The sequence below is a fragment of the Bacillus sp. AFS077874 genome (assembly GCF_002566505.1).
Lineage (GTDB): Bacteria > Bacillota > Bacilli > Bacillales > Bacillaceae_G > Gottfriedia.
The window spans coordinates 1-18,585 of the sequence record NZ_NUYF01000013.1; the positions used below are offsets into that span (position 1 = coordinate 1).

Annotated in this window: 11 protein-coding genes and 1 pseudogene; 5 read left to right on the forward strand and 7 right to left on the reverse strand. The window is 36.2% G+C overall.

What is annotated here, in order from left to right; genetic code table 11:
- Window positions 1-4,517 (reverse strand): S8 family peptidase (locus COJ46_RS15425; RefSeq protein ID WP_098566040.1); only part of this gene is annotated, 4,517 nt, incomplete at its 3' end.
- A 575-nt stretch (window positions 4,518-5,092) separates the two neighbouring features.
- On the opposite strand from COJ46_RS15425, the gene COJ46_RS15430 reads away from it, so the two are divergent.
- Entirely contained in the window at window positions 5,093-5,497 is a 405-nt protein-coding gene (locus tag COJ46_RS15430) for a BsuPI-related putative proteinase inhibitor (protein WP_176527944.1), read from the forward strand.
- A gap of 517 nt (window positions 5,498-6,014) precedes the next feature.
- Here the strand turns inward: COJ46_RS15430 and COJ46_RS15435 are convergent.
- From COJ46_RS15435 to COJ46_RS25055, 4 genes and pseudogenes are all read right to left on the reverse strand, one after another.
- A complete protein-coding gene (locus COJ46_RS15435; protein WP_098566042.1) occupies window positions 6,015-6,212 on the reverse strand; it encodes an aspartyl-phosphate phosphatase Spo0E family protein in 198 nt (65 codons plus the stop codon).
- Window positions 6,213-7,677: 1,465 nt separating this feature from the next.
- Window positions 7,678-7,851 carry an aspartyl-phosphate phosphatase Spo0E family protein gene (locus COJ46_RS15440; RefSeq protein WP_286141504.1) on the reverse strand — a complete coding sequence of 58 codons (174 nt, stop codon included), beginning with the start codon at window positions 7,849-7,851 and terminating at the stop codon, window positions 7,678-7,680.
- 423 nt (window positions 7,852-8,274) lie between these two features.
- A complete protein-coding gene (locus COJ46_RS15445; protein WP_098566044.1) occupies window positions 8,275-8,460 on the reverse strand; it encodes a hypothetical protein in 186 nt (61 codons plus the stop codon).
- Between the two features lie 387 nt (window positions 8,461-8,847).
- A pseudogene (locus COJ46_RS25055) lies at window positions 8,848-9,231 on the reverse strand (DDE-type integrase/transposase/recombinase); the annotation flags it as partial.
- A 550-nt stretch (window positions 9,232-9,781) separates the two neighbouring features.
- Here COJ46_RS25055 and COJ46_RS25060 point away from each other — a divergent pair.
- The 3 genes from COJ46_RS25060 to COJ46_RS15455 all read left to right on the forward strand — a co-directional run bounded on the left by COJ46_RS25060 (window position 9,782) and on the right by COJ46_RS15455 (window position 13,859).
- On the forward strand, window positions 9,782-9,904 hold the full coding sequence (locus tag COJ46_RS25060; protein ID WP_286133393.1) for a hypothetical protein: 123 nt from the start codon (window positions 9,782-9,784) through the stop codon (window positions 9,902-9,904).
- A 184-nt stretch (window positions 9,905-10,088) separates the two neighbouring features.
- Entirely contained in the window at window positions 10,089-13,232 is a 3,144-nt protein-coding gene (locus COJ46_RS15450) for a S8 family peptidase (protein WP_286145515.1), read from the forward strand.
- Between the two features lie 360 nt (window positions 13,233-13,592).
- Entirely contained in the window at window positions 13,593-13,859 is a 267-nt protein-coding gene (locus COJ46_RS15455) for a hypothetical protein (protein WP_098566045.1), read from the forward strand.
- Between the two features lie 491 nt (window positions 13,860-14,350).
- On the opposite strand, the gene COJ46_RS15460 is transcribed toward COJ46_RS15455, so the two are convergent.
- Window positions 14,351-15,241 (reverse strand): LysR family transcriptional regulator, encoded by an 891-nt coding sequence (locus COJ46_RS15460; RefSeq protein ID WP_098566046.1) that lies wholly within the window; start codon window positions 15,239-15,241, stop codon window positions 14,351-14,353.
- 638 nt (window positions 15,242-15,879) lie between these two features.
- Between COJ46_RS15460 and COJ46_RS15465 the strand changes: the two genes are divergently transcribed.
- Window positions 15,880-17,172, forward strand: coding sequence for a helix-turn-helix domain-containing protein (locus tag COJ46_RS15465; protein WP_098566047.1), 1,293 nt, complete (start codon window positions 15,880-15,882; stop codon window positions 17,170-17,172).
- 308 nt (window positions 17,173-17,480) lie between these two features.
- Here COJ46_RS15465 and COJ46_RS15470 read toward each other — a convergent pair whose 3' ends face one another.
- Window positions 17,481-18,569, reverse strand: coding sequence for a GerAB/ArcD/ProY family transporter (locus COJ46_RS15470; protein WP_098566123.1), 1,089 nt, complete (start codon window positions 18,567-18,569; stop codon window positions 17,481-17,483).
- Between the last annotated feature and the right edge of the window lie 16 nt (window positions 18,570-18,585).

Here is an 18,585-nt window from a genome sequence, read left to right on the forward strand (position 1 = left end):
TTTCCTTTTATTGATTTTCCGTTTACTGTTATGCTTGTTATTGAGCCTCTCCATTTTGCATCGTCTTTGAAGGTTATGTTGATTGTTTTTCCTACTCTGTTATCTTTTTTGTCTGCAGTTAATGTTGGTGCTGTTTTTACTACTGGTGTCGGTTTTACAACTTTTGTATTAACATACAATCTTCCCTCAGTCATCTTGGTCAATTTATTTCCATAATTGTCCTCAACTGTAACCTCTATCTGTCCACCGTTTAACACAATGTCTTTTGAAACAATCCATTTTCCAACATAATGCCCTATACCTTTTCCGTCTTTATCTACTACCTCTTTCATTGGCATTTCAATGGCAGATTCATTAACTGTTTGTATACTATTAGTCTTATTTACATTACCTATAGGAGAAATAATTCTAAATGCTGCTTTCTTTAATCCTACTTCTGAATCAAATTCAACCTTAACTGCATCACCAGAATTTAATTTTAAATCTTGATCTGGTTTCAAATTAGTAATACCTTTTATTGAATATTTCACATTTACAGTTACGCTCTTAACTGTTTCATTTCCTGCCTTGTCTCTAGCAACAACATTTATTCCATTTTGCCCTTCCTTGGACATAAGCTTTACTGTCCAGTTTCCATTTGAATCTATGTCTGCCTTTGTTCCGTTAACATCAACATATTCTAAATAATCATCTTTAGCTGTTCCCGTTACAGTTATAACTTGATCATTTTTATTTGCGTTATTTTGTGGGCTTGTAATTTCTAAAACTGGTGTCGTCTTGTCTACTATAACCTTTATTTCCTTCGAATAAGGAGTAGATCCGATTTCTGTAATAGTTTTTGCCTTTAAAATATTAACTCCCTCTTGAAGTACAGTATCAATTGAAAAGCTTCCATCATCGTTTGTCTTTCCATTTGCTATATCTTCATCTTTGCTAAATATATGAACGTCCATTCCTGGAGCCGCCATACCTTTTATTGTTACGTTTTCATTATTTAAATATGGGTTGTCCACTGGTGAAGTTATAACTGGAGCTAGTGCCTCCTCTTTAACTGTAGCTCTAATCATCATGTTTCCAAAATCTTTATTTGCTAAAGTGAATGGGCCTCCTTTTACAAACTGCCATGATCTTTGTGCTGCTATTGAATTTTTATCCAATGAAATTAGTGGACTTACAGGAGCCATCTTATCCTGTATTAAAACCATATAAAAATCGCCTGTTACAACAATTTGTTGCGCAGATAAATCAACGACTGTCCATTTCCCTTCCTCTCTAATAGCATTTCCATTGAATGGCCCTGCTATCATTTTTCCAGGGGCTCCATCTTTTCCACTTGCATCATAAACTGCCACCTTAAATGTAGTTCCACCTGATTTTGGATCAAACATAAATTTTCCAGAGGTTACAATTGCCGAGGTTTGTCCCTCCGGAAGTGACATTCTTACTGCATAGCCGCCTCCTGCTTCCCATTGACCCACTGAATATTCTGGTGTTCCATCATCATAGCCTATCTCTCCTGAAAAATTTATAAATGGTTTTAGCTGAAGATCATGTGAGACATTTCCATTCCCCGTAATATCTACAGTAAATTTCTCATCAAAATAGTTCTCTGCTGTAACCTGTACTGTATATTTACCTTCATATGCAGTTATTGAGTAATTCCCCTCTGCATCAGTTGTAACTGGTGCTACTGCTGCATCCTCAATTACGTAAACTTTAGCGCCTTTCACAGGTTTTCCTGTTTGGGCATTAATGATTTTACCTGTAAATGTTCCCTTAGGTATTGGAGCCAATGTAATGTTTGTATTTTCAAGAACTTGGTCAGCTGCTACTGTAACCCTCTGATCCTGTGGATAGTATCCATAGGTTTCAGCTCTTAATGTATAATCTCCTGCTTTAACTTTAAAACTATATGACCCGTCTTGCGGATTTGTTTTTGTTGAACGACCATTTTCAACAATAGATACTGTAGCTGATAATGGAATTTTTGCTATGTCAGCATTGGTCTCCGCAGAATTTATTATTTGTTCTTTTGGGCTGTTTAAAGTTGATGTGCCACCTGATGCTGCAAATAGGTTTGTTAATCTACTCATCAGTTCTTTAGGGATGTTGCTTAAAGCTGCTGATGTGCTGCCTGATGCTGCAGATTTGTTTGTTAATCTAACAGCATCTATAAACCATCCTTGATTATTATTGGAGTCAGTAGATATAAAGTAAAATGCGACATCTATTTTCTTTCCTGCATATTTGCTTAGATCTACTTCCTCATTTGAATATCCTCCTGACGTAGTGCCTACATATTCTGCTTCTATATAAAAATTCTCATCGCCGTCAGGTTTAACCGCAACAAATCCACGGTCATTTTTTCCTATATCATACCAATCTTTAAACTGTAAATAAGCCTTTCCTTCCGGTAGGACAATAGCAGGCATTTTTAATAGCATAGCTTGATTTCCTGAGTACGTTCCTTCAAGATTAGTAGCTAAAACCTTTTCTCCCGAGGCTGCTGCCTTAGGTCCTGTTGTTGGTTTTCCCCACTTCCATTGATCCGTCCCGCGAGGATCGCTTTCCCATCCTGTCATGTCTGTTTCAAAATCATTAAAGTATCCTATTGTAATTGGAGTTTTAACAAGTATTGTATAGATATCACTTGTAACCTCGTTCTTTCCATTGTCAACTATTCTCCATCTGTAAGATAGATTTGATCCTGCCACTACTTTATCAGCTGGAATTACAGCTTCATAGCTTCCTGACTTGTAGTCCCCACTCTTCCTTACAGCTGCAACCGTTGTCCACTCATCCGATGAATTATTTCTATATTGCAGCTCAACTGTCTCGACGCTTACATTATCCTGTACATCTATTTTTAAATCTTGTTTCAATCCTTGGTATGTCTCTTTAACAGGTATATGTTTAAATGTTGGTGGAACTGTATCCTTGGCATCTGTTGATACTTGGCCTTTAATCTCAGAAATTCCTTGCATAACTGATGTTACAGCCTTAAATGCATTTATAACACCATGTCCATATCCATTGTTAGGAGTTTCAGGATATTCAGCGTTAGTACAAGGAGTTGCTGTATTCTCTATTATTCTTTCAATATCGTCAACTTTTAAAGATGAATTGGCCTGTAGAAGTAATGCTACAAGTCCTGATGTATGTGGAGTTGCCATCGAGGTTCCATTCCACCCACCCTCATATACACTTCCTGGAACTGAGGATCTTATATTAACTCCAGGTGCTGAAATATTTGGCTTAATAATGCCACCATATGGTGATGGCCCCCTTAATGAGAAGCCGGCTAAATTGTTGTTTATGTCAATTGCTCCTACTGTAAAGGATTCTGGATAATTTCCAGGATTAGCAACTGATCCTGGCCCACCAGCATTGTAAGGGGTTGTATTTCCTGCTGCAAATACTGGGACTATATTTGCTGCTCTCCAGTTTCTTATAATTGTTCTATACCAATCATCTACTCCAGGACCGCCTCCCCATGAGTTATTAATAACATTAGGAGCCATTTCTGGATGTGGTACTCCATTTCTATCCTTAGGTGCAAGCATCCATTCACCAGCCGCTATTAAATCAGCATCATTTCCGCCATCTTTTGTAAATGCCTTAGCAGCTATCCACTTTGCTCCAGGCGCAACACCTATCTTATTTGTTCCATTTGGTTCTGAACCAACCATAGTACCCACTGTATGGGTTCCATGACCAACATCATCGTACGGTACTGACCCGTTTTTTTCAGTTGCATCAAACCAATTGAATTCATTATTTGGATTATCTGGATTATTTGGGTCATATCCTCTATATTTTGTCTTTAATGCCGGGTGATCCCACTGAACTCCTGTATCTATGCTACCAACGACTATCCCTGTTCCATCTATTCCCAAGGTCCAAACGTCAGGCGCCCCAATTTTTTTAAGACCCCATTCTGTATTATCATCCGCTTGAACAGCGGCTCCAATAGTTTTTTCAGGCTCGATTAACTTTGTAATTCCATTAGGTTTAATACTTTCAACCTCAGGCATAGCTGCTATGTTTTTCATAACTTCCTCTGTTGCTGTAACTGCCATACCATTTACTATGTAAAAAGATTTAATATCCTTTACATTTCCGTTATTTTTTTCTTTTACTAAATACTTCTTCAAATTACTCTGTGATGAATCTGCTTTAATTCTCAATTCAGAAACGATTGATGAACGAACTACTAACTCTTTTTTTACATTTGATAGCTGCTTATTCTTAGCCTTGGCTTCATTAGCAACCTTTACTGTATCTACCTGATCCTTAAATTTAACAAGAAAGCTATTTTGAGACTTGTTGTCAAATTCTTTTTTAAGTTCTGGACTTATTTTATTCTCTATTACTTCATTAGATTCAAGGTTATTACTATTCATATTATTTTTACTTGCATAAGCCTTACCATAATTTCCAACTGGTGCAACAAGTGAGCTTATGGTAAGTAGGAAAGCTGCTGACGATGCAAGTAATTTTTTGTTGATTTTTATCATGTTTATACCTCCATATTTAGATTGAAATTACCTAACTTTTTCCCTCCCTTCCCTTATGCTTGAACCCATTAACTTATAAAATAGGTTTTGCGATGAGACTTACAACATTGACTGCATGTTCAAATGTTAAAAAATATCTTGAAGCAGGATTCATAGTTGAATAGTTTAAATTAAGAGATTGGTAACAAGATGAAAGGGCCACCTCCTAAACCAATTACCGATTCTGTATCAGAATTATGTAGTTTCTAGCTGTATATGAAATGAATGGGTAACATTGAATTTTAATAGAATTATATATTTGTCAGAATAGGATGACAAATGGGGTTTCGTAAGGGGGGGGACGACCTATTTTTTTACATTTTTTTACATTTTTTTATATTTTTTTACACTTTTTTACATTTTTAATAATTTTGAATATTATAACATTGTAATTCTATCAATCGTACTATTAATATAGATTTTGACTTGGGTTTATAAATGAATATATTGACAATCAAGAATTTTTGTGATAATGGGTATATAAGATGATTTTTGTTTGCGGGAATCAATTAATCTTAGCTAAGGAGGATAAAGGCATGACAGATTGGATATGGAATGGAGATGTCATTGCAGACGTGGAAAAAGCCACGCTTATTTTTACATATAAAAATAATAGTGATCAGCCAATGCTAATAGAGTTTCCAACAAGCCAGTTTTATGATTATAAGGTGTATAATGCACAAGGAAAACAGGTGTATCATTTTAGTAAAAGGAAATTTTTTTTACAGGTGATTCAAAATGAGTCGTTAAACAGTGGCGAACAAATCCAATGGAAAAGTACGTGGAATTACAAAACGAATGATGGAGGGAGCGTACCTGCAGGAACATATACAATTCATGCCATTTTAGAAATATGGAAAATAAATGACAAACTTGTTAATCCGAAGCCAGCTACTTCATTTACATTCAATATTCCACCTAAAAAAACAACCATTCGATAAGTGCAAGTTGCAGGAAAAGAATTTTTTTGATTCAAATAAACGTGAACAAATCCACACTCTTCAAAAGGTTCTTTCTTGATTTACTAAGTTGATATATTAACGCCTGAATTATTACATCGAATAATTGAAAGGATTGAAATTAAAGCAGGTTCTTAGAATCCTCTCTCTTTCCTTCAAACATTGTTATATCAGCTGTTTCTTACTTCTATTCGGGCTCAAACCCACATTCCTACGTTCCTATTTTTTCCCATTCATAATAAACCCTCGCTATAAAATCCGTTTTTTCACATTTTTCATTCTAACTTTTTTAGCAAATCATTATTATTCATCAAATAAAGTCTTGATAAAAAAAGAGAGAAAAGGCTTGAGGTGACTGCGATTGTCCCTTTTTCCTTTTCTCTACTCATGCATTTTATCAGATAATCATAAATGAGATGATGTTAAGTTTCCATCTAATCCTAAATCTTGGTATGAACAGCAATTGATGCCAAGCACTATAAGTTTAGAATATCGATGTCTAATTCATCAAGTATTCATAACGCTCATCCTTCAAAGCAGTATATCCTTTGAATAACTGATTTATTAACTGGTCTAACTCTTGACTACATTGAATGGTATTATAATGAAGAAATCCATACCTTTTATTAATATCATATAATTCATTTCTCTTTTCCTCTATTGCTAGTGTTGCTTGTTGTTGTAATAAAGTAACCATTCCTATATGCCCCCATTCGAATAAATCTCTTATAAAGATTTTTATATTGATGTGACTTGCTAAATTTGCTACTCAGTTGTTATCTTTTGCACTTGTTACAGTAAAATTAGAATAATTTAATCGATTAACTAAAAAGCTGCATTCCATTTTGACACTAGTGAGAAACGGCTGGTGAATGCTCAAATCCAAAATTCTTTCTTCAACCCTTTTTCACTGCTTTTTCTACAGAATAGAGAAATTAATCTTAAAAAACCGACAACGTCATTACGAAGCGTCACCGGTTCTTGTTAACATTAATAAGCTAGGATCTATACAAAGTTTGCACTTGTGATGTCATAACGTACAAGTTGCTGTCATTGTATGATCAATCAAACGAAGGAAATACTCTAAGACTATTTCATATACATATTGTTAGAATGTATTGTAATTTTACACTCGTAAACTATTACACTCTTTTTCTAACCATGCTGTCTTATGTACACTTTATACTTTTGTTCCATCTTCTATCGAAGTCTATTTAGACAATACGAGGAAGCTAGAAAAACCGTAGATAAAGAGGTAGCTAAAAGCGTCTTCAATTTCCTTTTATTCACCATACATCCTCCTAGTAGATATGAATAAATTAGGGTTCATTGTTGATTAGGGTAAATTAAGAGATTGCTAATAGATTATAAGCGACATCACCTGGACGAATTATCGATTTTGTATCAGAGGCATGTAGTTTCTAGCTGTAAAGAAGTGAATAGGTAACACTGAATTTAATAGAATTGTATATCTGCTAGAATGGTGTGACAAATGGTTTTTTTTACGGGGCTTAAGACCTATTTTTGGTATAATTCAAATGATTTTAACTAAAAATGCATGGAAAATCTCTATCAATCGTACTATTAATATATATTTTGACTTGGGTTTTTAAATTAATCTATTGACCATTAAGCGATTGTGTAATTTAAACGTTTTTAGCCAATAAAAAAGGTTCTTCGATTTTTTTGAAGATCCTTTTTTGCTACTTATATAACTAAACCAGCCGTGAAATAACCGATGGAAAGAAAAATAAATTGCAAGAAGAATTAGTTGAATTAGAATATAAACTGTATACTCGTAATGATGAAAGTTACGTAAATAATTCGATAAAAGACATTATCAAACTGAACGAAATTGTTCCTAAGGTTTTGGACGTTCTAATTAATCGCATCACTTGTAATATTAGTGGCAAAGTTACAATTCAATATAATTTTTCCAGTCCTTAATTATAAATAAAAAGGCAGCGCCCAAATGGGCTTGCTGCCTTACTTTTAAATGAGTTGCGCCACGCACTCAACATGTATAGTCTGCAAATGGCACTACATGAGATGATGATGAGTTTACGTATAATCACTAAATACTACAGAATAAAGTTCCTTCAATTTGTAAGAAAAACATCAAAAGAAGTCTTTACAATTGTTAATTTTGTATATAGGCTGGCTTAAAACCACATCCCAACATACCTTTCTTTGAATAACTGATTTAATAACTTGTCTAGCTCTTGACTACATTGAATGGTTTTGGAATGAAGTAATCCATACCGCTTATTAATATCAAATAATTCATATCTCTTTTCTTCTATCTCTTTTGTTATCTGTTGTAATAAAGTAGCCACACCTATACCCCTCCATCCAAATAACTCTCCAGTAAGAATTCTATCTTGATATGACTGCCGAATTTAGCTGCCCCGTTATTATCTTTTGCATATGTTACAGTTTAATTAGCAAGTAGATGAACGTCCTTTATTTTTAAAGTAATTTTATGATTAATTGGAAGCCGCGCTCCATTGTGCCACTTCGCTTAATTTCGTCAACTCTCATTACAACTGGCTGGTCGACGCTCAAATCCAAAGTACCATCTGTAACCCCTTTTCTCCGCTTATTCCTAAAGAATAGAAATATAAAGAGTAAAAAACCAGCAACGTCATAATGAAGCGTCACCGGTTCTTGGGAATCATGAAATTATCTAGAATCTAACTATAGTTTGCACAAGAGAGGTTTTAACGTACCATTTGCTGTACCTGCTTATGATCATTACATTACTTGTATAAAGCACCATCGTCTTTTTGTTTAGCTATTACAGATAGATTAGCAGAGTATGTTACACCTTGATAATCATTTGTTGCTGACTCATCATGCTTTACGCCAAACGAAATATCAATGTATTCATTTTTTTCTAAATTCCAGAATTTGTTGTCTTTCCCTGATTCTGCAACATCAACCAACAGAGTTTGTTTTTCGCCGACAGCTGAAGCGGACTTTGCTGCTACAGGAGCATTCTGGAAGCCAGTTACTATTTCTATACCTTCTGTACCAACTGCTCCTTTCTTAAAATTCTGAATTTCCCATACCGACCATACCTCATTTTTAGAGTAATATTATCCATATGTCCAAGAGTTAGAGATTCATTGCAAGTGCTTTGAAGTTCTTGCACAAGAACCAAATAAATAATATAAGCTGCTTCAGTTAGTGTTCTTGGCTACTGCATCTTATATTAAAACTTTAAATTTTTACGCGTTTATTGTAAAATCATGAAATATTATGGTAACCATAACATTATTTTATTGATATTCAGCACTATACTAATCTGCACAATCCAAAAAATCTGGTTATATTACAAGTGGTCTGGCAACATACGAAAAAGCCAAGGCTTTTTTCAAAAAGCGCTTGGCTGATTTGGCATCCCTCACTAAGGAAAAAGTCAATGGTATTTCCTTTTGATCCGACTACACGATGTAAATACATCCATTATTCTTTTACTTTGATGTACGTTTATTCACTGCCCATGAGTCATTGGTTTGTTTGAGTTGAGGAAAGATTCTCTTATTCAATTAAGGACCGTATTGATGTTCCCATCACAAAATGATTGTGTGAGTAATGGATAAGCCTCGTTCCCCATCATTTCCACCTAATCGCGGAAACTAATTGCGTACCGTAGATAGCATCTCACCGTTAACAAAATAATGTCAGCTTGAATACTTCCATTTGAAAAAAATTTTGTTTTTCCATACCGATTACGCAGCTTTTTAGAATAATTGTATCAGTATGTTCAAGAGTTAGAGATCCATAGCAATTGTCCTAAAGTTGTTGCATCGGAACCTTTCCACTTGTCATAACGCAACTACTTCTCCACTAATCAACTATTATCTCTCCATAACTCAACTTCATTAACTTCATATTTTTCCTTTTTCACCCATTTAACCATCAATTCATTTGCATTACCTTTTCACCAGAAGCAGATTTTTTGGATTTTGCATATTAGTATTTTGTCGAATATCAATAAAATATTGTTATGGTTACCATAATATTTCATGATTTTACAATAAACTCGTAAAACCTTAAAGTTTTTAATATAAGATGCAGTAGCCAAGAACTCGAACTAAAGCAGCTTATCACCACTTGCAATGAATCTCTAAATCTTAGACATACTGAAACTATTACTCTAATAAGAGGCAAAATCAGTATGGGAAATTCAAAATTAGAAGAAAGGAACAGTTTATCACTAGTATTCTGAAAATTCTGTTAAAATTAGAAAAGGGGGGTCTTATGGAATTTAATTCATTAATTAATAAAGAAACTTCTATGGCATTTTTCAGCAGCCTCAATATTCATTCGATACTTTCCAATAAAGTAATAGCAAAAGAGCAAAAAGATATACAAATCTATTAAATTCGATGTTCCAATTTATTTCATATACAGCTAGAAACTACATATCTCTGATACAGAATCGGTAATTGGTCCAGAAGGTGTTTCTTTTAACCTGTTAGGAATCTCTTAATGTACACTATTCAATTCTACTTTAAGATATTTCTCAACATTTGTAACTTATTCATATCTACTAGGAGGATGTATGATGAAAAAAATGAAATTGAATACGTTTTTAGCTGCCTCTTTATCTACGGTTGTTTTTGCTTCTTCGTCTTATAACGTAAAAGCCTATGATAAATCGTCATTAGACAAAACACTTAATAGTGCTGCCGTTGTTAACGCTTTGAGTGGTTCCAACGAACAAACCATTACCTTAATTACGGGTGACGTCGTTAAGGTTAAAAAGATTGAAAACGGTAAAAGTGTCATAAACGTGGAACCTGCTGATCCGAACAATGCAGGCGTACAAATGTATACAATTGGTGAAGAAACTTATGTCATACCAAGTTCAGCTATACCTTATCTGGCTGCTGACAAACTGGACGAGGATTTGTTTAATGTAACGAAATTAATAGCGGACGGCTATGATGATAAAAGTCTCTCTTCCCTGCCAGTTATCGTAGAATACACAGATTCCAAAGCGAGCTCCTTCCAAACAAAGAAGGAATACACAGAGTCCAAAGCAAGCTCCGTCCAAACAAAGAAGGCCCCAAAAGGAGCAAAAAAGGTTCGTGTGTTAGAAAGTATTAATGGTGCCGCTCTTGCAACATCTAAAAAAGAAGCGGAGACGTTCTGGAAGGATATCACACATGAGGCTTCCCAGAACCCCAATTCTAAATCAGTATTATTCGACGAGGGTATTGAAAAGATCTGGCTTGATGGTCGTGTGGAAGCCACATTAGACCAAAGCGTACCTCAGATTGGTGCCCCAACGGCTTGGGAATCTGGTTTTACAGGTAAGGGGGTTAAGGTAGCGGTACTTGATTCAGGCATCGATCCTAATCATCCCGATCTTGTAAATCAAATAGAAGAGGCAAAAAGCTTTGTACCTGGAGAAACGGTTGATGATTTTCACGGGCATGGTACACACGTTGCTTCAACGGTATTAGGGACAGGTGCTGCTTCTGATGGTAAGTACAAAGGAGTTGCTCCTGAAGCACGTTTACTTGTAGGTAAAGTGTTAGACAAAGGAGGACACGGTTTCGAATCTTGGATTCTTGATGGTATGGAATGGGCTGCACACAACGCCAAGATTGTAAGCATGAGTTTGGGAGGCGGGAAAAGTGACGGAACAGACCCGATGTCCCAAGCCGTAAATAACCTAAGTGAAGAAACAGGTGCACTATTTGTTATTGCTGCCGGTAACGATGGTAGAGAAGGAGCCATCGGTTCACCAGGAGCTGCAGATGCTGCTTTAACGATCGGTGCTGTGGATAAGGCAGACAACCTTGCTCCTTACTCATCAAGAGGACCTCGTCTTGGAGATGGGGGATTGAAACCTGACCTGTCTGCACCGGGTACTGGGATTGTTGCTGCTCGATCTGCACTATCAAGACTAGGAAGCGGATCTTACCTGAGTATGAGCGGTACATCCATGGCAACCCCACATGTGGCGGGTGCTGCTGCGATCCTTCTGCAGAAGCATCCTGAGTGGAATGGCACTCAGCTAAAAGAAGCGTTGATGAATACCGCTAAAAGATTAGATTACTCGCCTTATTATATCGGTACGGGCCGATTGGATGTACCTGCAGCTCTAAACAGCACCGTTCGTGCAACGGGTTCTCTGTCGTTCGGCTTTCTTCAGTGGCCATACGATCATGCGCAGCCTATACAAAAAATAGTCACGTATACAAACGACAGTGACTCCGCTGTCACTCTAGATCTTCAAGCGGAATTTAAGAGTACAAAAGGTGATGCTGTACCAAATGGTATGTTAACCATTTCTGAGAGCAAGATCTCGGTTCCAGCTAATGGTACAAAGACAATAACAGTTACAGTAGATCCGAAGCTTGGTAACTGGGGTCGTTATGAGGGTCACCTCACAGCAACTGATTCTGAAGGCAAGCAAGTGGCTCATACTTCAATGGGCATAGAGAAAGAAGATGAGAGGTATCCGCTAACGTTAAACGCTACAGACCTTATTGGAGATAAGGTTCCTGCGATAGTCGCAATCGTTGGCGATAATATGAAACCTACATTTATTCCGATAGTGGGAACAAAAACAATTCGTGTAGCACCTGGTACGTATTCAGCCATGACTCGTATAGAATCGGACTTTGACACCGATCATGGTAGTAATGCAATAGTCGGTAATCCTGAATTCAAGGTAGACGGTCCTCAAACCGTGGAACTTGATGCACGAAATGCAAAAGAAATTACAGTTGAAGTGCCAAAGAAGACAGAATCACAATATAGTCGCTTGCAATTCCACCGTTCCTTTGGTGACAATGAAGTAACCGCTGCGTATTTTATGTCTGCAGACACCGATAAAATATATGCACAACCAACAGAGAAAGTTAAGACAGGAGAATTCGAATTTCTGACTCGCTGGCATTTAGTAAAACCTCGACTTGAGATCCAGTTTAAAGAAACAGTGTTGGATGATATACTTGAGTATGGAACTACACCTTTTGATGGTAAATATAACTTAGACACGGTTTATGTAGGAAAAGGAACACCAGCTGACTATGAGGGTCTGGATGCAAATGGCAAAGTAGTTGTCGTCGATCGTATCCAAGGTACGTTTAGAGAGACACTCGATGGGACACGTGCACAGGCCACTACGGCACTTGCCGCGGGTGCAAAACTGATGATTATCGTAAACTATAATGAAGAGGAATTCATTCCGTTGATGGGAAATGAAATAGGAAATCCAAGAGGCACGAACATCCCACTTACCGTTACTGGAATCAGTAAGGTTGTAGGCGATAAATTGATTACAGCAGCACATTCCGGTAACCTGCACCTGCTAGTTGAAGGTGTACCATATACACCGTATGTATATGATTTGGTGGATGTTCACCAAGGCCAGATTCCAGAGAATTTAAAATATAAACCATCTAACAATGAACTCGTTAAGATCGACACGAGTTACAAATCAGATGGTGAAGCAGTTGGTGAAGATGTCCGATATGATTTACGTCCGTATCAAAATGACACTTTTAATTTAATGAATTGGGAACCACTGCAGTTGCCTTCTGCTCGAACAGAGTGGGTTTCAGCAGTGAAAGATACTCGCTGGTCTCACCAAGGCAGAGTAGTAGGAGTACCATCCCATCCATGGAAAGTTCAGCCTTTTGTTACTTATGAAAAAGGACAAAAACTTCAGGAAGACTGGTTTCTCCAATAGCTCGTCCGCGTTTGGGTCAAGGTTATTGGACACCTAACCGCCAAGGGAACAATTTACAATTTGATATTCCTGATTGGGTAGATTCAGGAATAGGCTCTACAGGTCAGGTCACATCTGCGGAATCGTAAAAAATTTCAAACACTTAAATTGTACCAAGGAAATACTCTTCTTATAGAAGGAAAAGGACAAACTATTTTAAATAATCCAGTCCCAGAAGAAAAAACATAATACCGTCTAGTAAGTGATGCGAAGCGAGACCCGAATCGCTGGAAAACATCATTAAGTACGCATACAGAATGGACATTCTGGTCTCAAATAGGCCAAACTTTACTCCCATTCTATTCACTGGATTATAAGATTGTGACCGATATGAACAGTAACGCACTTGCGGCACCTTCCACTCCACTCGAACTATCTGTTGCAAAACTTGAAGGTGTAGCAGATTACGGTAAGCTAGAAGGAGCGACATTAGAGGTTTCCTTTAATGAAGGTGAGTCGTGGGAGACTGTGGAACTAGAGCGTACATCCGATAACAAGTGGGTAACCAAGATCAACAATCCGAAGAATGCTGAATATGTATCATTACGAGCAGCTTCTTTGGATTATCAAGGAAACAAGATTTCTTAAGAATCATTAAGGCTTATAGCTTGAAATAAGTTTAATAGCCTATCCATCTGTAAATGATGGATAGGCTATTTGCTAAGTGGAGATAAAAATCTATACTTTTCCAATTGTTTAAATGTGTTCCATTCTCAACATCAAAGTGGTCTGTATATTATTGGTTATTAACATTATTCAAGAGTCATTTATCATTTGTTCTTTAATAGCAATTATTGCAGATGCGGATACATTAATCAATTGATTGACTCTCTAATTAAAGGCTATTTTACAATAAAATAATCGTATCATATGACTCCATACTTCCATTTGAACAAATTTTGTTTTTTCATACCGAACACAGTTTTTTAGAATAATTGTATCAGTATGTCCAAGAGTTAGAGATTCATAGCAATTGGTCTAAAGTTATTGCATCGGAACCGTTCCACCTGTCATAATGTAACTACTTCCCTACTAATCTCGCTGTTATATCACTACTAAAAGAATATCGTTCGGCTTTTTTACGCCATAGTAGAAATGCTATTCCAATTTTTTTGGATTACATTAATAAAAGATTGAATTGTTTCTAGGTTTTCTTTTTCCTTCAACGTAATGATAGAGGTTTTTATTTTTATGTTCTCAGTAACTAGGATTGGGACTAAATCACCATTGTTAATTTCTTCTTTTAGGCTGACACTGGCTCCCATGCCTACCCCAATATTATTTAATACTGCCATTTTGATTCCTTCTAAACTTCCAAATTCTATTACGTTTTGTGATAAGAGTTTCATTTGTCTGAAATATTTACTGATCCTCGTATCATAACATCCATCAGCTTGGAGTTGTAAAAAAGGAAATTTCGTCAGTAATTGGTCTACCGGGTACTTAGCATATAACTCTTTAGAAACCACTGTAACCAATTCGTCGTCCTCTGAAATCACTATATTTGTCATTCCATTTTTATATAACTCGCCCGAAATAATCCCTATATCGTATTTATTTGATTCTATCCCTTTTATAATTTCATCCCTATTACAGGAAATCAACTTAAGCTGTACCTGGGGATATTGCTTCAGTAACTCAGGTATGATATTAGGAAAATAATACGTCCAAAAGCCTTCAGTAGCGGCAATCGTTACATTGCCGTACGAATTTGAAAGTTCGGCGAATGATGATTCAATCTCCTCTACTATGGGAAAAAGCTGATCCGTATATGTTTTAAGAATTTCACCTGCAGGTGTCAAAAAGATCTTATTTCCAATCCGTATAAATAGCTGCTGTTCCAATTCTTTTTCGAGCGTCTGAATTTGTGCGGTTACAGCAGGTTGCGTGAAGTTTAACTGTTGTGCAACCTTTGTAAAATTTAAGTAATCTGCTGCAAATTTGAAAGTTTTTAGATGTCTTAATTCCATAATAGCTGCTCTCCATCTTTCCAATTTTTTAACTGTTGCATATTAGTAAAGTGCGGAATATCAATAAATTAATGTTATGGTTACCATAGTATCTTTTGATTTTACATAAAATCCCCTTCATTGTTATTTTGGGAATGTTATTACACTATTATATTATCTGTAACACTTGTGGCGGATTGGATCACATTACTCGAACCAAACTTTCCTGAACCCCTCTGCAAAAAGTGTCATACACCCACTACTTAACCAGAAGCTGCTAATCACCATACCACTCTTTTTTTGGAAAAGTGCAATTCTTAATTAATCGGTATCATCGCAATATTCATACCAAACAACGCCAAAGAATCTATAATCCATCCTAAGAATAGTATTGAAAAGATAAAATGACGTGTCTATTTGCTCATTTGTACTTTTTCCATGGTTGTCCCGCTTAATAATCATCCTTTTAAGAACAATCACGTAACCTATAAAAGATTTTCCCTCCTATAATTTCATTTTAGGACTATTTTCGGACTTTTCCTAAATTATAGCATACCTTTTAAATTTAGACACAATATTCTGAAAAAGAACTAAGTTTCTGTTTTAGGTTTTAATAGCCTACTTTCTGTTACACTATATAATGGAAGGAGCGAAAGACATTGAGTATAATACTAGGTTTACTTGGACCAAGTGATTCAGTTGAAGTAGTTCAACAATTTTTGAAGAAATTCAACGACATAATTTGTATTCCAATAGAGTTCTTAACTGAGGAAGATTTAAATCAACGTGTTTTACCACGTAAGAGTGAAATAACAATGTGGCTTTGTACGGGTCCAATTACATATGATAGAGTTCAAAAATGGGGGAAAATATCCGATCCTATTTTTCACATCCGATACCACGGTACTACTATATATAGCGTATTCCTGAAACTATCTCATGATCAACAATTGAAAGTTGATGAAATCAGTTACGATTCTTTCTCTCGTGACGCGATTGAACGAATGTTACAAGAAGCTGGTATTAAAACATCCGTACAATATGTTGAATCAGAATCGATAGAATTACAGTCGTTAATCAACTTTCATTATCATTGCTACAAAAAAGGCTATACAAAAGCAGTAATGACAGGTCATCCAATTCAAGAACAATTACAGAATCTTGGCGTACCAGCCTATCGAATATTCCCAACAGAGACTTCTGTTATCTCTGCTGTATATGAAATTCGCAGAGAATATGAAATGCTACATTTTAAAAGAGCTCAAATTGCTGTACAAATTATTGAGTATGATGCCGCTTTTGCAAGTATGGCCAATACAGCATTTACAACTGACAAGCTTCATGAAATTGAAGTTGAATTTATTAAGAAGTTACGTGCATATGCGAAAAAAATTCAAGGATCAATTCTTAATAGTGGTCCAGGACGTTATGTAATCTTTTCAACAAGAGGTTTTTTACAAGATATTACCGATGGCTTCACACGTATAGCAGAGATCGAATCGTTTAAAGACTTGAAGGTAGAAGCAGAGACTTGCGGTATTGGAATTGGTCATTCAGCATACGAGGCAGAAATCAATGCATGGAACGCTTTATTACAAAGCAGAAAATGGGGAAAAGGTTCATGGGCTGTTTGCTTTGATGATAAGAGAATTGCAGGCCCACTTGGCCAAGAAGAACAACTTACTTTTTCTTATACATCAGAACAAATAGAATCGATAAGAGAAAAAACCTCTCTCAGTGTAGCAACGCTTCATAAATTGAAATCGATTATAAAAAAACGTTTAAATGAAGAAATGAGTGCTAATGAACTTGCCCAATATATGCAAATTACAACACGCAGTGCTCGACGTATATTAAGTAGGTTAGAAGTAAATGGACTTGCTCAAGTTATAGCTGAGGAAAATCCAAGTACAAAGGGTCGCCCGAGGAAGATATATAAACTATTATTATAAAGGAGGTAATTGGAACATTACTGATTCTGATGCAATATGGATTTCTCATAACTTTCTTAAAAACTAACCAATCTTCCTTTTAGTTTTCCATAGTTCACTTGTCTTGTATATTTTGGAGCAAAGACTGTGTGGTTGGTATTTACAATTCCATTTACAGGTTGCTAAGCTATTGTTATCCATACATATCATACCTCTTTGACTAATTAAACTTGGTTGACCGACCGGGTTTAATTAGATCAAGGAGGTTTTATTTTTTTCAAAGGTTTATAAGCCTTTTGCCATTACATTTAATCAAGTTACCCATTGGGCTAAGCAATTTTTCTTCGAATCATGTCAACCACCAACAACAGCAAGGGAATCCCTAGCTCATAGACGGGAAATGCAATTGGGATCACGAAAAACATGTAATAATAATGGGTAAATATCTGGATATTTTTAATCGACACAGCCATGATTAACGAAATAGGAGCAACAAACCAAGCTACTTTTCGCCAATCCTTTAGGTGAAACATTTGTGCTGTTCCATAACAAGCGAGAAACATATATAACGCCAGTTTAACAAAAATACTGAAGAACCAAATAATAACAATCAGAATATCCACATTTTGAATGAATCCCATTACAGATATGTACCGACTCAAATCGTAAACTGGATAAAGAAACCTTGAAGGCAAATTCGGACCGAATGTTAAAATCACCGCTAATGTTCCGATTGATACAATGAAAACAGCCAGTCCTACTCCCCACATCGCCCTTGATGACGCTTTGTCCGGTTTGTCCATAAAGAAGACGAACATTGTCATCATGACAGACTCTCCAAAAAAAGCGGCTACAGGGGTATAGGATCCTTTAAGGATTGGAAGCCATCCAGAATCTTGATAAATGGGTAGCATATAATGCCAATTCATATTGCTAAGATTCAAAATGATTACAGACAATATCATTAAAAGCACCATCGGTCCAAAGATTTCACTTAAGCGTCCAATGCCTTCCACACCACCTTGGTATATGATAAAAATAAGCAGTAACATGGCAGGAAAGACAATGACCCACAGAGGTGTATTATGAAACAAAGATGTAATAATAAAATCACCAAATTCACGGACTGTTATCCCATTAATCCAGTACCATGTAAGTAAATAGGGAATCACCATCAGCTTTCCTAGCCATTTGCCGAGAAGTGTTTGACTAAATTCAATCATGGTTTGATTCGGATAAAGCGAACTGAGTTTGGTTGCCAGAAAAGTAATGGCAATCCCAGCAAGCCCTGCAATCACCATCGAGATCCACGCATCTTGTTTGACAGTACGAATCGTAGATGGGATGATCAGAAGAATTGTTTGTCCCACTTCTAATGTGAACATCATCCAAAAGATTTGCGTGCCAGAGATTTTCATTGAATTTCTCACAATC

Coding starts and splice junctions, on each gene's coding strand:
- COJ46_RS25060 (WP_286133393.1), top strand. CDS start 9,782: ATGGAATTTAATTCATTAATTAATAAAGAAACTTCTATGGCATTTTTC.
- COJ46_RS15470 (WP_098566123.1), bottom strand. CDS start 18,569: ATGAAAATCTCTGGCACGCAAATCTTTTGGATGATGTTCACATTAGAA.
- COJ46_RS15450 (WP_286145515.1), top strand. CDS start 10,089: ATGAAAAAAATGAAATTGAATACGTTTTTAGCTGCCTCTTTATCTACG.
- COJ46_RS15460 (WP_098566046.1), bottom strand. CDS start 15,241: ATGGAATTAAGACATCTAAAAACTTTCAAATTTGCAGCAGATTACTTA.
- COJ46_RS15435 (WP_098566042.1), bottom strand. CDS start 6,212: ATGGTTACTTTATTACAACAACAAGCAACACTAGCAATAGAGGAAAAG.
- COJ46_RS15430 (WP_176527944.1), top strand. CDS start 5,093: ATGACAGATTGGATATGGAATGGAGATGTCATTGCAGACGTGGAAAAA.